A 19,225-nucleotide genomic window follows, 5' to 3' on the forward strand; every position below is an offset into this window, starting at 1 on the left:
ACCGGCAGCCTTGGCATCATGACGCCAACTCAGGCCGAGCGGCCGCACGTCCACCGCGTTCCCGTCGCCTTGTACATCGCGACCAGCGGCGACGCCGACGCCCGCATCCTCACCAGCCATGCCCGCGCCTTCGCCGAGGCCCGCGACTGGACGGTCACCCTCGCCATGGTGGACGACGACCCCACACTCCCGCTCGATCAGCGGCCCGGCTGGCAAGTCATCACCAACGCCCTGAACGCCCGCACCATCCACGGCGTGGTCACCTGGGCCCACGACATGGTGACCGGCAGCCAGGCCATCCGGGGCACCGAGGCCGGCGACCCCTGGAATTCACCGCTCGGCGACCGGGGCGGCTTCCTCGCCGCCGCCCACACCGCCGCCTCGGACCACGCTGACGGACACCTGCCGCGCCGCACCTCGGGTGATCTCGCGCGCCGCCGGGCCCTCGCGAACGCCGCTGCTGGGTTCGCCATCTTTCGGTCCTCGTTCGGCGGCGACCCCCGCGCCGTCTGACATCACCCGTCAGTCGGTCGGGACCTCTTCCCACCGGCCGCCTCATCCTTCCTCTGAGGTACTCCCCCATGCTCACTGTTCGTCGCCCCCGCATGTTCGTCGCGCGCCTCGACTCCCGTATCGAGTCCACGCCGCTGGCGCGCTACCTGCTCCGGGCCTACCTCTCCGCCCTCCCCGCCGGCGACCGCTACTCGGACACCGCCGAACTGTTGCTCGGCGAGTTGTTCGCCAACGCCGTCCAGCACTCCGACGCCCCCGACGACTGTCACATCGAGGTCCGCTTCACCACACCCCAACTCCTGACGACGAACACGGGCGTGGCCCGCTCCTCGTCGACCGGCTCGCCGAACGCTGGGGCAGCGCCAACCGCCCCGGCGGCATCGGCAAGTACGTCTGGGCCCACGTCGCCCCCGCCCCCGGCCCCGCCCTCGTCACCGCCTGAAAGCCCGAACCCCCATGCACCTCACCACCCTCGCCGGCCACGCCCTCTCCCGCGGCCGCACCCCCGCCGACACCTACGCCCTCCTCGCCCGCCGCACCCGCAAGCCGGTGCCCTCCGCCCGCGCCGTCTGCCTCGCCCTCACCATCCCCCTCGCCGAGACCGTCCGCCGCCTCAGCGAGTGCCACGACGCCCTCCTCGCCAACCCCCGCCAGGGCTCCGAGACCGACACCGGCGAACTCCTCGAAGCCCTCGGCGTCTTCGACGTCCCCAAGTCCCTCACCGACACCGAACTCGCCGTCGTCGACCTCTTCCTGCTCGCCATCGACGCCATGGGCGGCATCCGACCCGGCCACCACCACGGCCTGCACCGCTGGTTCACCACCGGCAACCTCACCGCCGCCTACCTCTCCCTCGCCGCCGCCCGGCCCCTCCCCCGCACCGGCAACCCCACCACCTACTGGACCACCCTCGTCACCGCCGGCGAACTCCTCACCACCACCCCCAACCCCGACACCCGCCTCACATACGCCCTCACCCACTGCCGCACCCGCGCAGCCCGCACCTGAACCCCCACCCCGCGCAGGAAGTCGGCCCCGCCGACTTCCTGCGCACCCCCAGCTTCGACGTCCCACTGTTTCAACCTTGCGCCCTGGACGAGTGGCTCGGCCTGCCGATGTTCTTCGTCAGCGACGACAAGGACGCCCCAGCAGCACCGGGCGCAGCGAAGACGCCGTTCTCGATCCCCTTTGCTCCACGGCAAGTTGGGCTCTCGGTCGGTCCCGGGCGCGTCCCGGGTTGTCGATGCGGGCGTGGACCGGAGGCGCGGTCGGTCCGACAATTCCCGCGTGCACCCGCGCTTCGTGCACCAGAATGCCCGCATGGAAACGGACACCGTGGCGGAGCTGGTCACGCGGGCACTGGTGGCGGCGCGCGCCATCGCCGCCTCGGACGACCCGGACGACCACGACGGCTGGGCCGAGTACGTATCGCTGCTGTGGCGGGCAGCCTCCGACGACGGGGCGGCCGCTCTTCCGCTCGGCCTGGAGCTGATCGCTTCGGCCGATCCGATCGAGCGCGGGGCGGGCTGCGACCTGTTGCGCGACACCAGCTATCACCACGAGGCGGTCCGCGCCGGGACGGCCACCGCGCTGGTCGCCCTCGCACAGCGGGAGACCGAGGCCGGCGTGCTGCGGTCCCTGGCGCGCGCGATCGAGAAGACGTCCGACCCGCGCGCCGTCCCCGTTCTCGTCGCCCTCGCCGCGCATCCTGACGCCGAGGTCCGTGAGGAGGTGGCCCGCTCGTTCGCGGAGGTCCTCACCGGCCTGCCGGACGGACCGGACATCCGCGCCCTCGTCGGGCTGAGCCAGGACCCGGACCCGGAGGTCCGCAACTGGGCGACGTTCACCCTCGGCGTCCAGGCCGAGGTGGACAGCCCCGCGATCCGGGCCGCGCTCTGGGCTCGGACGGCCGACGAGCACGCCGACACCCGTACGGAGGCGATCCGCGGACTGGCCTGTCGGCACGACCCCCGCGCCGTCCCGTTCCTCGCCGAGCTGGTCGACAACCCCGAGGGCGCACACCTCCTCACGTTCAGCGCGGCGCAGATCACGGATGTCCTCGAACCGCTGCCGGCCCTCCCGGAGTACGAGCCCGGCGACGACTGGGTCACCGACGCCGTGAACGCCTGCAACCCGGCTCGGCGGGCCCGCCTGGACGCCTTCGCCTGGGAGCTGGTCTGCACGCTCGACCGGCTCCGCCCCGACCTGGGCGCCGCCGTCTCCATGGAACGCTTCGGCTGGGGCCGTTCCCTCGGCGTCGACGCCGCCTTCGGGCCATCGGGCTACGACATCGAGGCGCTGCTCGCCCGCGCGGACGGCGACCCCGCGCGCGCTGCCGAGCTGGTCACGGCCGACCTGCCGAGTACCCTGCCCGGTTCCCCTCCCGGCCCTCGATCCCCGTGACCGGACGCGAGCAGTGACGAGTGGTGCTGACGATCCGCACCGCTCGGCGGCCCCGGTGGCGCGCGCAGGAAGTCGGCCCCGCCGACTTCCTGCTCCCCAGCACCCCCGCCCCACCGGGGCGGGCCAATGAACGGTTCTGCGCAACCGTGGAGTCGCCGGAAATGACCCCGGTGGTCCGTCTCGATCCCGGCACCGACCTGCACGAGGGTGCCTCGCTGACCGCCGTGTGCGGCACGCGGCGGTCAGCGAGGCACGCTCCGCACGTCGAGCCGCGAGCTGGACCTCACGGCCGTCCGCTCCGTCCGGGTGCGCGGGCCCTCGCCCTACGAGGGGCCTGCCGACCTCGGCGGCGAGGACCGCCGGTTCGCCGCCGCGCGAACCTTCTGGGGGGCGGGTGGCATCCTGGCGTCGCTGCCGGGGCGCGCCACGTCAGCCATCTCCGGGACAACCGGGCGGCAGAGTACGGGCCGGCCCGCCTCGCCACCGCCCAGCGCTACGGATTCCGGGCACCCCACACGCTGATCACCGACAAGATCGCGATCGCGACCAGGGTTGCGCGGAGCGGTTCAGCAGCCGCCCGAGTTCGCCGAGCCCGAGCCTCCGGAGATCCACGGCGAGTAGGACGCCGGCGAGGGCTTGGGCCGCACGCTGCGCTTGGTGATCAGTTCGACCTCGACGCCGGCGGGGCCGAGCAGCACGGTCAGGGCCTCCCGCAGGCGCTCCGCGTCGGTGCCGGCGGGCGGCTTCCACACCACCTGCCCACCGGTGAAGTCCAGCCGCCCGACGAGCGCCTCCTCGACCGGCGCGCGATCGCCCTCGTAGGGCTCCATGATGCTGTGCACCAGCCAGACGGCGGGCAGTTCGGTCAGCGGCCGCCAGTCGTCGGGGCGCCCGCCCCGGACCAGCCGGTAACGCTCCGCCGCCTCGGGCGGGGCGAACTCGATCCGGTGGACGGTGGTCACTTCCATCCGGGCGATCACCGGGACGGCAAGCAGGTACTCGACCCCCGCGATCACCCCGACCACCGCGGCGACGGTGCCCCCGGTCGCGCCGAGGAGCCACAGGACGAACGCCACCATGAACGTCGGCGCGAAGAGCACCAGCGGCGCCTTCAGCGCACTCCCGACGGCCGTCAGGCAGTACAGGAGCGCACTGCGCCGGGTGCCGCCGCCCTCGCGCAGGACGATGTCGGTCGAGGCGGGGCCGGTGCGCAGGACGTCATCCAGAGCCATGCCAGGAGCGTAGGACTGCCGAACAGGACCGGCCAGAGTCCTGGCGCGGCCAATGCGCCTGATACCCAGTGCAACTGACGTGGCATCAGTCCGACGGTGCCGGGCCGGGGCAGCCTCACTCCGGCCCGGGCGAGCGTGCGGAGCGCACCGAGCGTCAGGAGGCCGGCGAGGCCCAGGACGCCGACGGCCGCGAGTCGCGCCGCGACCGCCGCAACCGTTCCCGGGCTTCCTCCACGAGCGCGGAAGCCGAACCGCTGTCCACCACGCAACCCGCCCCTTCGCGGTCCCGCCCCGGCCGGTCTTCCGCTCCGGACGGCGACGCCCCACGGAACGCCACGGAACCCCCACGGAACCCCATAGAACCCCGCGGAACCCCGCGGTGTCCGCCTTCCGCCGCCGCACGTTCGCCACGCGCCTCGACTCGGCACCGGAGCCCACCCGAGCCACCCGAGCCACCACCCCGGGAGCGCGGGGGCCGGCGGGGCCGACTTCCCGCGCGGCCCGGGGGCCGGCCGGCGCGTCCGGATGAGGAGATCGCCCTGCCGGACCCGACCGTCCGTCCACAGGGCCGGGGCCCTGAACCGGCAGGCCGGCGGGCTTCGGCGCTATACCGTCCCGGAGGGCGAGGCCCACCAGGTCGAGGGTGTCGCGGTGACGTAGCCCAGCGACTCGTACAGCGGTCTGCCCAGCTTCGAAGCGGTGAGCGTGGCCGGCAGGTCCGCCAGGTGGGCGAGGGCGCCGAGCATGACGGCCCGGCCCACGCCACGCGACCGGAACGCCGACGACGTACCGACCCAGTAGTGGCTGCCGACGCCGTCGGCCACGACGCTGACGCAGGCTCCCGCAGCCACGCCGTCGAGCATGGCGACGAACACGTCCACGCCGGACTGTTCGATCAACGCCGTCGGGAACAACTCGCCGGGACGGTGGGGCTCGAACCCGTCCAGCTCGAAGCCCTCGATCACGACCCGCTCGGCCGCCCGGAGGTCCTCGGACTGCCGTGCCCGGATCACGTCCAGCGCCGGTTCTCCGACGGGCCCGGGCTGGCGCAGCATGATCGGCATCTGCCAGTTGCGCATGCCGAGGTGGTTCAGGTCGGTCGAGCTGAACGGATCCTCGACGTTCACGGGGCCCGCGGCCCGGCGCGTCAGCTCGCTCACCTCGGCCAGTTCGCCCGGGTCGAGGTCGGGCTCCTGGATCAGGATCCGCAGTCCCGCACGCGCGTCGCCGTCGACCGCGACGAATCCGCGACGCCGGATCACCTCGTGTCCCCGGCAGAGGCCGGTGAGGGTCCAGAAGGCGGCGGAGTTCCGGGCTTGACGCATCGGCGCCTCGGCCAGGGACACGGGCTGGTCGGTCGACGTGGGCTCTGTTGTCATTGTGCCTACGGTAGTGGGGAATTGACCCATCCTGCCGGACCAATTCCCCGCGGGCCGACTGGGCCACCCTCCGAGCCCGGCCACCCGGCGGGCCCGAGCGTCCCGGGGCCCGCGCTCATCGGACGGCCCGACCTGCGGTTTTCCCGGTGCACGCCGCCCACCCGCGGGTGAACCGGCGGGGACACCGTGGCGCGGGAGGTCCCGGCCGGCACGATCGCGGCGACGATGCCGAGCGGCACCGCCGGCGGGCCCCCGCCGCGACGGCGAGCAGGATCGCGGGCAGGCGGAGGACGCCGAGCAGCCCCGGAAGGACGAGGGCCGGGAGGGCCTGATCGAGCGCCGGGTGCCTGCGCTCGCGACGCGAGTCGCCGTCCTCGGGCAGGACGGGGCCGGTGGTGGAGGGGTGGTCCGCAGGATGCCTTCCAGTGCCACGGCCCGAAGCCCAGGACCGCCGACCGATTCCGGCCAGCGTGCCGGGGCAGCGGAACGGGCCCGGACACTCGCGTGCCCGGGCCCGTGCGACAGCGGTGCCGTCAGTGCGCGGCGGCCTCCCAGTTGGGGCCGACGCCGACCGAGACGTCCAGCGGGGCGCGCAGCGGGTAGGCGCCCGCCATCTGCTCGCGGACGACGGCCTCGACCTGCTCGCGCTCGCCCGGGGCCAGCTCCAGCACGATTTCGTCGTGCACCTGGAGCAGCATCCGGGAGGTGAGGCCGGCCGTGCGCAGCGCTTCGTCCACCCGGAGCATGGCGATCTTGACGATGTCGGCGGCCGAGCCCTGGATCGGGGCGTTGAGGGCCATCCGCTCGGCCATCTCGCGGCGCTGGCGGTTGTCGCTGTTGAGGTCCGGCAGGTAGCGGCGGCGGCCGAGCAGGGTCTCGGTGTAGCCCGTCGCCCGGGCCTCGTCGACGACCCGGCGCAGGTAGTCCCGCACGCCGCCGAAGCGCTCGAAGTAGGTGTCCATCAGGCCCTGGGCCTCGGCGGGCTTGATGCCGAGCTGCTGCGAGAGCCCGTACGCGGAGAGTCCGTACGCCAGGCCGTAGGACATCGCCTTGATCTTGCGGCGCATCTCGGCGTCCACCGCGGCGCGCGGCACCTCGAAGACCTGGGAGGCGACGGTGTTGTGCAGGTCCTCGCCGGAGGCGAAGGCCTGCAGCAGCGCCTCGTCCTCGGACAGGTGGGCCATGATCCGCAGTTCGATCTGGGAGTAGTCGGCGGTGAGCAGCGACTCGTAGCCCTCGCCGACGACGAAGGCGCGGCGGATCGCCCGGCCCTCCTCGGTGCGGACCGGGATGTTCTGCAGGTTCGGGTCCTGCGAGGAGAGCCGGCCGGTGGCGGCGACCATCTGGTTGAAGGTGGTGTGGATCCGGCCCTTGGGCGAGACGGTCTTGAGCAGGCCCTCGACGGTGGTGCGCAGCTTGGCCTGGTCGCGGTGGCGCAGCAGGATGACCGGCAGTTCGTTGTCGGTCTGGGTGGCCAGCCAGGTGAGCGCGTCGGCGTCGGTGGTGTAGCCGGTCTTGATCTTCTTGGTCTTGGGGAGTGCGAGCTCGCCGAAGAGGATCTCCTGGAGCTGCTTGGGCGAGCCGAGGTTGAACTCGTGCCCGGCGGCGGCGTGCGCCTCCTCCACCACGCGCTGGATCTCGGCGGCGAACTGGGCCTCCAGGCCGGTGAGCCACTCGCGGTCGGCGGCGATGCCGTAGCGCTCCATCCGGGCCAGCAGGGCGGCGATGGGCAGTTCCATGTCGTGCATCAGCTCGGCGGCGCCGACCTCGCCGAGGCGGGTGTCGAAGAGCGCGGCGAGGTCGAGCACGGCGCGGGCCTGGAGCATCAGCGACCGGGCGGCGGCGGTCTCGTCCTCCTCCGGTGCGTCGAAGGAGAGTTGGCCGCTCTCGGTGGCGGGGGCCGGGGTGAGCGAGCGGGCCAGGTACTCCTCGGCGAGCACCTCCAGGGTGAAGGTGCGGCGGCCGGGCTTCTCCAGGTAGGCGGCGAGCGCGGTGTCGGCGACGACGCCCTCGATGGTCCAGCCGCGCTCGGCGAAGGCGCGCATGACCTGCTTGGCGATGTGCAGGGCCTTGGGGGCGCCGGCGTCGGCGAGCCAGGCGGCGAAGGCCCGCTCGTCCTCCTCGGCGAGCAGCGCCGGGTCGAACCAGGCGGCCGTCTCCCCGGCGGCGAGCGCCACTTCGGTGACCTCGCCGGCGCCGAGCGCCCACTGGTAGACGGCGGCGAGCGCGACGGTGGTCTTGCCGTCGGAGGCGTGCTCGGCGAGCCAGGCGGCCAGGGTGCCGGGGTCGGTGAGGAGTTCGCCGTCCACCTCGACGCCGGGGGCGAGTTCGGCTTCGGCGGTGTCCGAGCCGGTGGTCGGGTCGATGCCGAAGACGCGGTCGCGGAAGTTGGCGTTGCGGAACTCCAGCGACTCCATCAGGGAGCCGACGGCGTCCTTGTCGAACGGCTTGCGGTCCAGGTCGGTGACGCCGAGCGGGAGTTCGACGTCGCGGACCAGCTCGGTGAGCACCCGGTTGCGCTTGACCGAGTCGAGGTGGTCGCGCAGCTTCTCGCCGATCTTGCCCTTGACTTCGTCGGCGCGGGCGACGAGTTCGTCGAAGGAGCCGAACTGGTTGACCCACTTGGCGGCGGTCTTCTCGCCGACGCCGGGGATGCCGGGGAGGTTGTCGGACGGGTCGCCGCGCAGCGCGGCGAGGTCCGGGTACTGGCGCGGGGTGACGCCGTACTTCTCGGCGACCTTCTCCGGGGTGTAGCGGGTGAGCTCGGAGACGCCCTTGGTCGGGTAGAGCACGGTGACGTGGTCGGTGACCAGCTGGAGCGAGTCGCGGTCGCCGGTGACGATGTCGACGTCGTAGCCGGCCGCCTCGGCGGCGGTGGCCAGGGTGGCGATGATGTCGTCGGCCTCGAAGCCCTCGGCCGTCAGCCGGGGGACGTGCATGGCGTCGAGCAGTTCGCCGATCAGGCCGACCTGGCTGCGGAACTCGTCCGGCGTCTTGGCACGGTTGGCCTTGTAGTCGGGGAACTCGACGGAGCGGAAGGTCTGCCGGGAGAGGTCGAAGGCGACGGCGAGGTGGGTGGGCTGCTCGTCCCGGACGGTGTTGGCGAGCATCGAGGCGAAGCCGTAGACCGCGTTGGTGGGTTGGCCGGTGGAGGTGTTGAAGTTCTCCACGGGCAGGGCGTAGAAGGCCCGGTAGGCCATCGAGTGCCCGTCGAGCAGCATCAGCCGGGGCCGCGGGCCGGCCCCGCCGCCACCCGTCGCGCCCTTGTCCGTACTCTGCGTAGCCACGTCAACGTCCGTTCCTGCCGATTCCACTACCGGCCACCGATCCTATGGCCCGGCACCGACAAAAAGGACGCCGCGCCGGTTCGGCCACAGCTGCTACCTATGAGTAGGACGGTCGTACGATCACAGGCGGCACATCCCCCCAGCAGATCCCAGCGGCAGGAGTTCCCCCATGACCGATGCGGCCCCCGGCACCGCCCCCCTCGACGCCCCCGGCACCACTCCCGACACCGTCCCCGACACCGCCCCCCTCCTGAACGTCCCGCAGGACGTGCTGGACCACTTCGCCAAGCTCGGCGTGAACCCGGAGACCTTCTCGGGCGGCCACCTCGGCGACAAGCTCGGCATCCGGATCGTCGAGGCCTCCGGCGACCGCGTGGTCGGCACCATGCCGGTGGAGGGCAACCAGCAGCCGTACGGGCTGCTGCACGGCGGCGCGTCGGCGGCGCTGGCCGAGACGCTGGGCTCGATCGGGGCGATGCTGCACGCCGGTCCCGGCCGGTACGCGGTCGGTGTGGACCTCAACGCGACCCACCACCGCTCGGCCACCTCCGGGCTGGTGACCGGGGTGGCGACGGCCGTGTTCAAGGGCCGCACCGCGGCCACCTACGAGATCGCGATCACCGACGACACCGGCCGGCGGATCACCAGCTGCCGGCTGACCTGCATGCTGCGCGACCTCTGACGGCGGCTCCGACCGCGCCATCCCGCCCGACAACGTCCCCACCGGGCCCGCGAGTTCACTCCGGACAACATCAAGTCCCTTTTCCGCCCCCTTGTTTGACCTTCCGCCACCCTGGGCAGGCGTTGGTCTGGACAAGGGGGCCTTCGCATGTCCGGGCGCGGTCGGCGCAAACCCGCCCCTGTAACGCTGCGTAACAAGTAGGAAATCCGATCAATTGCCGGTTCCGAGGCCCGCGGGCGCCCCGGGATCATCCGGTCGCGCCCTCCTCGTCCGCAATCCGGACGCTCAAGGTCGAAAGCAGGGCATCGGACACTGGTGTCCGATTATCGGCGCTGCCAGCTGCAACCCCCATTTCTGGGCCTTACATCGCCCTACCAGCGCGTAAACGCCCGGCATCGCGGGATCGATCGAGCCAGAACGACCACATCGTGAGACAAATACTCCGTGTGCTCATAACAAGAGAATCACAGCCTGCTCCCAGCACTGCCCGAGCCGCCCAACGGCATCTAGAGTCACGGCCAGTCACCGCGCCATTCGATTGGGCCAGGCCCTCCGCGCACTCCGGCTCCCGCCATTCAGGCGCGGGCGCCTCCTGAACCGAAGGGGACCCTCGTGCGTCATCGTTCAGCAGTTGTCGTGAGCATTGCCGTGATCGGCGCCCTCAGCCTCAGCGCCTGCGGCTCCCGCGGAGAGAAGAAGGCCGACGGCGGCACCTCCAACTCCGGCTCCACCACCGTCGTCATCGGCGTCGACGCCCCGCTCACCGGCGACCTCTCCGCCCTCGGCCTCGGCATCCGCAACTCCGTCGACCTCGCGATCAAGAAGGCCAACGAGGCCAACGAGGTCCCCGGCGTCAAGTTCGAGATCAAGGCCCTGGACGACACCGGCAAGCCCGCCCCCGGCCAGCAGAACGCCACCCAGCTCGTCGGCGACTCCAAGGTCCTCGGCGTCGTCGGCCCGCTCAACTCCAGCGTGGCCCAGTCGATGCAGCAGATCTTCGACGACGCCTCCCTGGTCGAGGTCTCCCCCGCCAACACCGGCGTCGCCCTCAGCCAGGGCGAGAAGTGGGCCAGCGGCGAGAAGAAGCGCCCGTTCACGTCCTACTTCCGCACCGCCACCACCGACGCCGTCCAGGGCCCCTTCGCCGCCCAGTTCCTCTACACCGACGCCAAGAAGACCAAGGTCTTCCTGATCGACGACCAGAAGACCTACGGCGCGGGCCTGGCCGGCACCTTCAAGGGCGAGTTCACCAAGCTCGGCGGCCAGCTGGTCGGCGAGGAGCACGTCAACCCCGACGACCGCGACTTCGCCGCCATCGTCACCAAGGTCAGGAGCTCCGGCGCCGAGGCCGTCTACTACGGCGGCGAGTACCCCGCGGCCGGCCCGCTCTCCCTCCAGCTCAAGGAGGCCGGCGTCAACATCCCGCTGATGGGCGGCGACGGCATCCAGAGCGGCGACTTCATCAAGCTCAACCCCAAGAGCCAGGGCGACTACGCCACCGCCGTCGGCCTGCCCGTCGAATCCCTCGACACCGCCAAGAAGTTCATCGCCGACTACAAGACCGCCGGCTACAAGGACGCCTACGAGACCTACGGCGGCTACTCCTACGACAGCGCCTGGGCCATCATCCAGGGCGTCAAGCAGGCCGTGAAGGACAACAACGGCAAGGTCCCCGACCGCAAGGCCGTCCGCGACGCCGTCCAGAAGGTCAGCTTCGACGGCGTGACCGGCAAGGTCTCCTTCGACGAGTTCGGCGACACCACCAACAAGCAGCTCACCGTCTACACCGTCAAGGACGGCAAGTGGGCCGTGGAGAAGTCCGGCACCTTCAAGGGCTGACACCCAGTCACCACAAGCACCACCAGCGCCACTTCACCACCACCGCGCGCGGGGGCGCCACGAGTGCCCCCGCGCGCACCCACATCCACCACCCACGCGGACAGACACCCCCGAACGCACTACGGAGGCCCAGCGGTGCACGACCTACCGCAGCAGCTGGCCAACGGCCTGATCCTCGGCGCCCTCTACGGACTCGTCGCGATCGGCTACACGATGGTCTACGGCATCGTCCAGCTCATCAACTTCGCCCACGGCGAGATCGTCATGGTCGGCGGCTTCGGCGCCCTGACCGCCTACCTCGCCCTCCCCGGCGGCACCACCCTGTGGCTGGCCCTGCCGCTCATGCTGATCGCCGGCATCCTGGTCTCCACCCTCACCGCCATCGCCGCCGAGCGCTTCGCCTACCGCCCCCTGCGCAACGCCCCCCGACTGGCCCCGCTGATCACCGCGATCGGGCTGTCCATCTTCCTCCAGCAGCTCGTCTTCTCCTTCTACCCGGACGCCAAGAAGGCCCGGGTCTTCCCCAAGCTCCCCGGCGACCCGTTCAGCCTCGGCTCCGTCACCATCCAGCGCAGCGACCTCTTCCTGATCATCGCCGCCCCGCTGTGCATGCTCGCCCTCGGCTGGTTCGTCACCCGCACCCGCTCCGGACGCGCCATGCAGGCCACCAGCCAGGACCCGGACACCGCCAAGCTGATGGGCATCGACACCGACCGCATCATCGTCATGGCCTTCGCCATCGGCGCCGCGTTCGCCGCCGTCGCCGCCGTCGCCTACGGGCTGCGCAGCGGCCAGGTCGACTTCCGGATGGGCTTCATCCTCGGCCTCAAGGCCTTCACCGCCGCCGTCCTCGGCGGCATCGGCAACATCTACGGCGCCATGCTCGGCGGCCTCGCCCTCGGCCTCGCCGAAGCCCTCGCCACCGGGTACATCCAGCACCTGCCCGGCATGCACCTCTTCGGAGGCGGCGCCTGGAAGGACGTCTGGGCGTTCGTACTCCTCATCCTCGTGCTCCTGATCCGGCCCCAGGGCCTGCTCGGCGAGCGCGTCGCGGACAGGGCGTGACCACCATGACCACCACCCGCACCGAAACGACCCCGGTCATCCCGCTGCCGGCCCGCGCCGCCGCCGCCGTCACCGCACTCGGCGCCCTCGCCACCGCCGCCTCCGCCGCCATGTCCTGGACCTGGACCTCCGACTTCCCCGGCGACCTCACGTACTACGGCTCCCCGGCCGGCCTCCAGTGGCTCGCCCTCGCCGCCGGGCTGCTCACCCTCGTCCTGCTGCTCGCCGCCCAGGGCGTCCCCGGACTGCGCTGGGCCGCCCCCACCCGCAGCAACAACGCCGTCCTGTTCGCCGCCACCGGCGCCCTCGCCGTCGCCGTCTACGCCGTCGCCGCCGTCTCCGCCGAACTCGGCGGCCTCGCCAACCTCGAACCCGGCGGCTGGGTGCTCGCCGCGGGCGGCCTGATCTCCGTCCTCGGCGCCCTCGCCCTGCCGCTCGACCGCCGCACCACCGTCCCGCTGCGGATCCTCGACAAGCGCCTCTTCCTGCTCGTCCCGGTCGCCCCCGCCGCCTGGTTCGGCGCCCACGCCGTCCCCACGGACAAGCCGGTCGCCCCGGTCCTGACCGCCCTCGCCGGCGGCCTCGCCATCGCCGCCGGCGCCGTCCTGCTGCTCCAGCTCGGCCACCTCGCCAACAGCGCACTGCGGCTGGGCCGGATCGACCGCCCGCTGGCCGCGGCGCGGGCGCTCCCCTCCTGGGTCGAGGTGCTGCTGATCGTCCTCGCCTTCGGCACCGGACTGTTCGCGATCACCTTCGGCATCGACACCGAGTACGGCGAACTCTTCACCGGCTACCTGCTGTTCGTCGCCCTCGCCGTCCCCGCCCTGGCCAAGTCCGGCCTGCTCGCCCGGCTGCGCGCGCTGACCGTCAAGCACCGCCCGGTCACCACCGGCGCCGCCTTCGCCGCCGCCGCCGGCTTCCCGTTCACCCAGACCAGCGACCAGTACACCTCGGTCGCCACCAACATCCTGATCTTCGCCACCGTCGCCCTCGGCCTCAACATCGTCGTCGGCCTGGCCGGCCTGCTCGACCTCGGGTACGTCGCCTTCCTCGGCGTCGGCGCCTACGCCGCCGCCCTGGTCTCCGGCTCCCCCGCCTCGCCCATCCACGTCCAGTTCCCGTTCTGGGCCGCGATGCTCACCGGCGCCGTCGTCTCGATGATCTTCGGCGTCCTGATCGGCGCCCCCACCCTGCGGCTGCGCGGCGACTACCTCGCCATCGTCACCCTCGGGTTCGGCGAGATCTTCCGCATCACCATGCTCAACCTCAACGGCACCACCGGCCCCAAGGTCACCAACGGCTCCAACGGCATCCCGCGCATCCCCGACCTGGAGATCCTCGGCTTCGACCTCGGCAAGCCGCACACCGTCCTCGGCGTCGAACTCGGCCGCTTCTCCAACTACTACCTGCTGATGCTGCTCGTCACCGCCGTCGTCGTGCTGGTCTTCGCCCGGGTCGGCGACTCCCGCATCGGCCGCGCCTGGGTCGCCATCCGCGAGGACGAGACCGCCGCCGAGGCCATGGGCATCAACGGCTTCCGGCTCAAGCTGCTCGCCTTCGCCCTCGGCGCCCTGCTGGCCGGCCTGGCCGGCACCGTCCAGGCCCACGTCAGCTACACCGTCACCCCCGACCAGTACACCTTCGCCGAAGCCCTCCCGCCGAACTCCGCCTTCCTGCTCGCCGCGGTCATCCTCGGCGGCATGGGCACCATCAGCGGCCCGCTGGCCGGCGCCACCCTGCTCTTCCTCATCCCCAAGAAGCTCGAATTCCTCGCCGACTACCAGCTCCTCGCCTTCGGCGCCGCCCTCATCGTCCTGATGCGGGTGCGCCCCGAAGGCCTCATCCCCAACCGGCGCCGGCAGCTGGAGTTCCACGAGGCCGCCCTCCCGGCCCAGGCCACCGGCGAGCCGACCGCACTCACCAAGGCAGGGGCGTGACCGACCCGATGACCACCACCGCCGCACCCCTGCTCGAAGTCACCGGCGTCACCATGCGCTTCGGCGGCCTCACCGCCGTCAACGACGTCTCCCTGACCGTCGGCGAAGGCGAGATCATCGGTCTCATCGGCCCCAACGGCGCCGGCAAGACCACCTTCTTCAACTGCCTCACCGGCCTGTACGTCCCCACCGAGGGCGCCGTCCGCTTCCGCGACACCCTGCTGCCGCCCAAGCCCCACCTGGTCACCCAGGCCGGCATCGCCCGCACCTTCCAGAACATCCGGCTGTTCGCCAACATGACCGTCCTGGAGAACGTCCTGGTCGGCCGGCACACCCGCACCAGGGAAGGCATCTTCTCCGCCGTCCTGCGCGGCCCCGGCTACCACCGCGCCGAGGCCGAGAGCCGCGAGAAGGCCATGGAACTCCTGCAGTTCACCGGCCTCGCCGAGAAGGCCGACCACCTCGCCCGCAACCTCCCCTACGGCGAGCAGCGCAAGCTGGAGATCGCCCGCGCCCTCGCCTCCGAACCCGGCCTGCTGCTGCTCGACGAACCCACCGCCGGCATGAACCCCCAGGAGACCCGGGCCGCCGAGGAACTCGTCTTCGCGATCCGCGACAAGGGCGTCTCCGTCCTCGTCATCGAGCACGACATGCGCTTCATCTTCAACCTCTGCGACCGCACCGCGGTGCTCGTCCAGGGCCAGAAGATCGTCGAGGGCGACCGCGAGACCGTCCAGAACGACGAACGCGTCATCACCGCCTACCTGGGCGCCCCGCTCGAAGGCACCACCCCGGCTGTTCCGGAGAACGTTACGGAGACCGACCAGTGACCGCACTCCTCGAGGTCGAGGACCTCCGCGTCGCCTACGGCAAGATCGAGGCCGTCAAGGGCATCGGCTTCACCGTCGAACAGGGCGAGGTCACCACCCTCATCGGCACCAACGGCGCGGGCAAGACCACCACCCTGCGCACCCTGTCCGGCCTGCTCAAGCCCACCGCCGGGCGGATCACCTTCGACGGCCAGGACCTCTCGACCGTCCCCGCGCACAAGATCGTCGCCCTCGGCCTCGCCCACTCCCCCGAGGGACGGCACATCTTCCCCCGGATGACCATCGAGGAGAACCTCCTCCTCGGCGCCTTCCTGCGCACCGACGCCGCCGGCATCACCGCCGACGTCGAACGGGCCTACGGCCTGTTCCCGATCCTCGGCGAACGCCGGCGCCAGGCCGCCGGCACGCTCTCCGGCGGCGAACAGCAGATGCTCGCGATGGGACGGGCGCTGATGTCCCGGCCCAAGCTGCTGATGCTGGACGAACCCTCGATGGGGCTCTCGCCGCTGATGATGCAGAAGATCATGTCCACCATCGTGGAGCTGAAGTCCTCCGGTACGACCATCCTCCTGGTCGAGCAGAACGCCCAGGCGGCACTCTCGCTCTCCGACCGGGGGTACGTCATGGAGACCGGCCGCATCGTCCTCTCCGGGACCGGGCCCGACCTCCTGCACGACGAGTCCGTCCGCAAGGCCTACCTCGGCGAGGACTGAGCCCGCACACACGGCGAAGGACCCGGCAGAAACGTTCTGCCGGGCCCTTCCCGTACCTCTTACTCGCCCTTGGCCTCGTCCGCCTTCTTGCGGTCCTGGGCCTCGCCCTCCTCGATGACCGCCTCGGCCACCGCGGCCATCGTCATCCGGCGGTCCATCGAGGTCTTCTGGATCCACCGGAAGGCGGCCGGCTCGTTCAGCCCGAACTTGGTCTGCAGCACACCCTTCGCCCGGTCCACCAGCTTCCGGGTCTCCAGCCGCTGGCTGAGGTCCCCGATCTCCTTCTCCAGCGCCCGCATCTCGGCGTACCGGGAGACCGCCATCTCGATCGCCGGCACCAGGTCCGACTTCGAGAACGGCTTGACGATGTACGCCATCGCCCCGGCGTCCCGCGCCCGGTCCACCAGCTCCCGCTGCGAGAACGCCGTCAGCATCAGGACCGGCGCCAGGTGCTTGTCGTGGATCTGCTCGGCCGCGGAGAGCCCGTCCAGCACCGGCATCTTCACATCGAAGATCGCCAGATCCGGCTTCAGCTCCTCCACCAGCCGCACCGCCGTCTCCCCGTCACCGGCCTCACCGACGACGGTGTACCCCTCCTCCTCGAGCATCTCCTTGAGGTCGAGGCGGATCAGCGCCTCGTCCTCGGCGATCACAATCCGGGTGATCTGGGGCATATCGGTCTCAAGCGGCTGCGCCTGCTCGTCGGCGGTGCTCACGGGGCTCCTAGTTCCGGCGGGGTACTGCATGCACGAGGGTACCTAGCTGCGCCCGACAGCGCTCACAGGGTATCCTTCACGGGCGCAAACCAGCCGGGTTGGTGGAAGGGCAGACACGATCGCCTCAAAAGCGATTGCCTGAAAGGGCGTGTGGGTTCGAATCCCACACTCGGCACCAGATTTTCCTCATATTCCCAGGTTTTGGGGATTTCACCCTATCCAGTGGATCACATCCAATGTGTCCACGGCCCGGGCTGTCACGTCCCACTCTGGCGCACATGACCACACTCTCTGTGCGCGAACAGGCCGTCCACCTCCTCCGTCGAGGTCTCAGCAACGCCGAGGTGGCCCGCCACCTCCACGTCCCGAAGGGCACTGTCTCCTGGTGGAAGCATCAGGACCTCGCCAAACGCAACGAACTCCCCGGCCGTAAGCGCTCCGCATGCGTGCACTGCTACGGCGACGAGCTGAACCGAGCCGCCTACTCCTACCTGCTCGGCCTGTACCTCGGCGACGGGCACATCCTGCTGCCCAACGAGTACCGCAGGACCCAGAGCCTCCAGATAACCTGCGACGACAAGTGGCCGGGCATCATGGATTCCGTCGAAGAGGCCATGCGTCAAGTTCTCCCCAACAACAAGCCCTGCCGGGTGCGCCGCACCGGGTGCCACGACATCAAGGTCTATTCGAACCACCTCACCTGCATCTTCCCCCAGCACGGCCCCGGCAAGAAGCACGAGCGCACCATAGCCCTGGAGCCCTGGCAGCAGGAGATCGTGGACGCCCACCCCTGGGAGTTCCTGCGCGGCCTGATCCACTCCGACGGGTGCCGCATCACCAACTTGGCGACCCGTACGGTCGGCGGCGCCACGAAGCGCTACGAGTACCCCCGGTACTTCTTCACCAACACCTCGACCGACATCATCGGCCTCTTCACCGCCGCCCTCGACGCCGTCGGCGTCCGGTGGAAGGCCGCCGCGCGCCACCGGCGCGACAAACGTCTCCGTCGCCCGCAAGGACTCCGTCGCCCTCATGGACACCCACATCGGCCCGAAGTACTGACAGGGGCGCGGCCCGTCCGAGGAAGGGCCGCGCCGCCGGGAACCTCAGGCGTCCAGGGTCCCCACGTGGTGGACGCGGACGAGGTTGGTGGAGCCGGCCAGGCCGGGGGGCGAACCCGCCGTGATGACGACGATGTCGCCCTTCTGGCAGCGGCCGAGCGACAGGAGTGCCGCGTCGACCTGTTCGACCATCTGGTCGGTGGTCGGGGCGAACGGGCCGAGGAAGGTCTCCACGCCCCAGGTGAGGGCGAGTTGGCTGCGCACGGCCGGTTCGTAGGTGAAGGCGAGCACCGGGATGGGCGAGCGGTAGCGGGTGAGCCGGCGGGCGGTGTCGCCGGACTGGGTGAAGGCGATCAGGTACTTGGCGTGCAGGAAGTCGCCGATCTCGGCGGCCGCGCGGGCGACGGCGCCGCCCTGGGTCCGCGGCTTGCTGCCGGTGGTGAGCGGCGGGAGGCCCGCGGCCAGGATGTCGTTCTCGGCGGCCTCGACGATCCGGGCCATGGTCTTGACGGTCTCGACCGGGTACTTGCCGACCGAGGTCTCCCCGGAGAGCATCACCGCGTCCGTCCCGTCCAGGACGGCGTTGGCGACGTCGGAGGCCTCGGCGCGGGTCGGCCGGGAGGTGTTGATCATCGAGTCGAGCATCTGGGTCGCGACGATGACCGGCTTGGCGTTGCGGCGGGCGAGCTTGATGGCGCGCTTCTGGACCAGCGGGACCTGTTCGAGGGGCATCTCCACGCCCAGGTCGCCGCGGGCCACCATGATCCCGTCGAAGGCGTCGACGACGGACTCCAGGTTCTCCACCGCCTGCGGCTTCTCGATCTTGGCGATGACCGGGACCCGGCGTCCCTCCTCCGCCATGATCCGGTGGACGTCCTCGACGTCCCGCCCGCTGCGGACGAAGGAGAGCGCGATGAGGTCGGCCCCGGTGCGCAGCGCCCACCGCAGGTCGGCGACGTCCTTGTCGCTGAGTGCGGGGACGGAGACGGAGACGCCGGGGAGGTTGAGGCCCTTGTGGTCGGAGACCAGGCCGCCTTCGATGACCAGGCAGCGCACGTGCGGCCCGTCGACGGCGACGACCTCCAGGGTGACCCGGCCGTCGTCGACCAGGATGCGCTCGCCGCGGCTGACGTCCCCGGCGAGCCCGGAGTAGGTGGTTCCGCAGCGGTCCTTGTCCCCCACGACGCCGTTGTCGGTGGAGATGGTGAACTCGTCGCCGCGTTCGAGAAGTACGGGTCCGTGGGCGAAGGTGTCGAGCCGGATCTTCGGGCCTTGAAGGTCGACGAGGATGCCGACGCTGCGGCCGGTCTCGTCGGCGGCCTTGCGGACGCGGCGGTAGCGTTCCTCGTGCTCGGTGTGCGAGCCGTGACTGAGGTTCAGTCGGGCGATGTCCATCCCGGCGTCGACCAGGGACTTGATCTGGTCGTACGAGTCGGTGGCGGGCCCGAGGGTACAGACGATTTTTGCTCGGCGCATAGTGCTGAGACTAGGCATTACCGGCGCGTAACCACGACGCGGGTCCGGACTGCGGGATGACCGTTGCGGTAAGGCGAGTTGAACAATCTGAC

Annotated in this window: 14 protein-coding genes, 1 tRNA gene and 1 pseudogene; 11 read left to right on the top strand and 5 right to left on the bottom strand. The window is 71.1% G+C overall.

The features are described from left to right. Positions 1–18: 18 nt before the first annotated feature. From ACGFSC_RS36890 to ACGFSC_RS36900, 3 genes are all read left to right on the top strand, one after another. Positions 19–513, top strand: coding sequence for a hypothetical protein (locus ACGFSC_RS36890; protein WP_359914239.1), 495 nt, complete (start codon positions 19–21; stop codon positions 511–513). Positions 514–969: 456 nt separating this feature from the next. After that, on the top strand, positions 970–1,521 hold the full coding sequence (locus tag ACGFSC_RS36895; RefSeq protein WP_392864704.1) for a hypothetical protein: 552 nt from the start codon (positions 970–972) through the stop codon (positions 1,519–1,521). 312 nt (positions 1,522–1,833) lie between these two features. Further along, on the top strand, positions 1,834–2,916 hold the full coding sequence (locus ACGFSC_RS36900) for a HEAT repeat domain-containing protein (protein WP_359914220.1): 1,083 nt from the start codon (positions 1,834–1,836) through the stop codon (positions 2,914–2,916). A gap of 566 nt (positions 2,917–3,482) precedes the next feature. Here the strand turns inward: ACGFSC_RS36900 and ACGFSC_RS36905 are convergent. The 3 genes from ACGFSC_RS36905 to polA all read right to left on the bottom strand — a co-directional run bounded on the left by ACGFSC_RS36905 (position 3,483) and on the right by polA (position 8,748). Then, positions 3,483–4,148, bottom strand: coding sequence for a hypothetical protein (locus ACGFSC_RS36905; protein WP_359914200.1), 666 nt, complete (start codon positions 4,146–4,148; stop codon positions 3,483–3,485). A 605-nt stretch (positions 4,149–4,753) separates the two neighbouring features. Further along, complete coding sequence (locus ACGFSC_RS36910) at positions 4,754–5,527, bottom strand: GNAT family N-acetyltransferase (protein WP_359914202.1); 774 nt, start codon at positions 5,525–5,527, stop codon at positions 4,754–4,756. Between the two features lie 533 nt (positions 5,528–6,060). After that, positions 6,061–8,748: a DNA polymerase I gene (gene polA / locus ACGFSC_RS36915; RefSeq protein ID WP_359914223.1), complete on the bottom strand. Its 2,688-nt coding sequence runs from the start codon at positions 8,746–8,748 to the stop codon at positions 6,061–6,063. A gap of 235 nt (positions 8,749–8,983) precedes the next feature. Between polA and ACGFSC_RS36920 the strand changes: the two genes are divergently transcribed. From ACGFSC_RS36920 to ACGFSC_RS36945, 6 genes are all read left to right on the top strand, one after another. Next, positions 8,984–9,496: a hotdog fold thioesterase gene (locus ACGFSC_RS36920; RefSeq protein WP_359914205.1), complete on the top strand. Its 513-nt coding sequence runs from the start codon at positions 8,984–8,986 to the stop codon at positions 9,494–9,496. A 612-nt stretch (positions 9,497–10,108) separates the two neighbouring features. Continuing rightward, complete coding sequence (locus ACGFSC_RS36925; protein WP_359914208.1) at positions 10,109–11,335, top strand: branched-chain amino acid ABC transporter substrate-binding protein; 1,227 nt, start codon at positions 10,109–10,111, stop codon at positions 11,333–11,335. A 135-nt stretch (positions 11,336–11,470) separates the two neighbouring features. Next, the gene (locus ACGFSC_RS36930; protein ID WP_359914211.1) at positions 11,471–12,400 is read left to right on the top strand and encodes a branched-chain amino acid ABC transporter permease; all 930 of its coding nucleotides are present in this window, start codon (positions 11,471–11,473) and stop codon (positions 12,398–12,400) included. 5 nt (positions 12,401–12,405) lie between these two features. Beyond that, positions 12,406–14,337 carry a branched-chain amino acid ABC transporter permease gene (locus tag ACGFSC_RS36935; protein ID WP_359914227.1) on the top strand — a complete coding sequence of 644 codons (1,932 nt, stop codon included), beginning with the start codon at positions 12,406–12,408 and terminating at the stop codon, positions 14,335–14,337. A gap of 8 nt (positions 14,338–14,345) precedes the next feature. After that, positions 14,346–15,167, top strand: a complete 822-nt coding sequence (locus ACGFSC_RS36940) for an ABC transporter ATP-binding protein (protein WP_359914230.1) — start codon at positions 14,346–14,348, stop codon at positions 15,165–15,167. After that, positions 15,164–15,880: an ABC transporter ATP-binding protein gene (locus tag ACGFSC_RS36945; protein WP_359914214.1), complete on the top strand. Its 717-nt coding sequence runs from the start codon at positions 15,164–15,166 to the stop codon at positions 15,878–15,880. Before ACGFSC_RS36940 ends, ACGFSC_RS36945 begins: the two co-directional genes overlap by 4 nt. A gap of 59 nt (positions 15,881–15,939) precedes the next feature. On the opposite strand, the gene ACGFSC_RS36950 is transcribed toward ACGFSC_RS36945, so the two are convergent. Beyond that, positions 15,940–16,554, bottom strand: a complete 615-nt coding sequence (locus ACGFSC_RS36950) for a response regulator (protein ID WP_359914233.1) — start codon at positions 16,552–16,554, stop codon at positions 15,940–15,942. A gap of 134 nt (positions 16,555–16,688) precedes the next feature. Between ACGFSC_RS36950 and ACGFSC_RS36955 the strand changes: the two genes are divergently transcribed. After that, positions 16,689–16,774, top strand: a tRNA-Leu gene (locus ACGFSC_RS36955). A gap of 100 nt (positions 16,775–16,874) precedes the next feature. Further along, positions 16,875–17,658, top strand: a pseudogene (locus ACGFSC_RS36960) (helix-turn-helix domain-containing protein). 44 nt (positions 17,659–17,702) lie between these two features. Here the strand turns inward: ACGFSC_RS36960 and pyk are convergent. Further along, positions 17,703–19,133: a pyruvate kinase gene (pyk, locus tag ACGFSC_RS36965; protein WP_380354824.1), complete on the bottom strand. Its 1,431-nt coding sequence runs from the start codon at positions 19,131–19,133 to the stop codon at positions 17,703–17,705. Between the last annotated feature and the right edge of the window lie 92 nt (positions 19,134–19,225).

Origin of the sequence: Kitasatospora sp. NPDC048715, from assembly GCF_043198905.1 — a bacterium.
In the GTDB taxonomy this organism is placed as follows: Bacteria; Actinomycetota; Actinomycetes; order Streptomycetales; family Streptomycetaceae; genus Kitasatospora; species Kitasatospora lactacystinica.

Coding starts and splice junctions, on each gene's coding strand:
- pyk (WP_380354824.1), bottom strand. CDS start 19,133: ATGCGCCGAGCAAAAATCGTCTGTACCCTCGGGCCCGCCACCGACTCG.
- ACGFSC_RS36950 (WP_359914233.1), bottom strand. CDS start 16,554: ATGCCCCAGATCACCCGGATTGTGATCGCCGAGGACGAGGCGCTGATC.
- ACGFSC_RS36910 (WP_359914202.1), bottom strand. CDS start 5,527: ATGACAACAGAGCCCACGTCGACCGACCAGCCCGTGTCCCTGGCCGAG.
- ACGFSC_RS36905 (WP_359914200.1), bottom strand. CDS start 4,148: ATGGCTCTGGATGACGTCCTGCGCACCGGCCCCGCCTCGACCGACATC.
- ACGFSC_RS36900 (WP_359914220.1), top strand. CDS start 1,834: ATGGAAACGGACACCGTGGCGGAGCTGGTCACGCGGGCACTGGTGGCG.
- ACGFSC_RS36940 (WP_359914230.1), top strand. CDS start 14,346: ATGACCACCACCGCCGCACCCCTGCTCGAAGTCACCGGCGTCACCATG.
- ACGFSC_RS36895 (WP_392864704.1), top strand. CDS start 970: ATGCACCTCACCACCCTCGCCGGCCACGCCCTCTCCCGCGGCCGCACC.
- ACGFSC_RS36920 (WP_359914205.1), top strand. CDS start 8,984: ATGACCGATGCGGCCCCCGGCACCGCCCCCCTCGACGCCCCCGGCACC.
- polA (WP_359914223.1), bottom strand. CDS start 8,748: ATGCTGCTCGACGGGCACTCGATGGCCTACCGGGCCTTCTACGCCCTG.
- ACGFSC_RS36935 (WP_359914227.1), top strand. CDS start 12,406: ATGACCACCACCCGCACCGAAACGACCCCGGTCATCCCGCTGCCGGCC.
- ACGFSC_RS36890 (WP_359914239.1), top strand. CDS start 19: ATGACGCCAACTCAGGCCGAGCGGCCGCACGTCCACCGCGTTCCCGTC.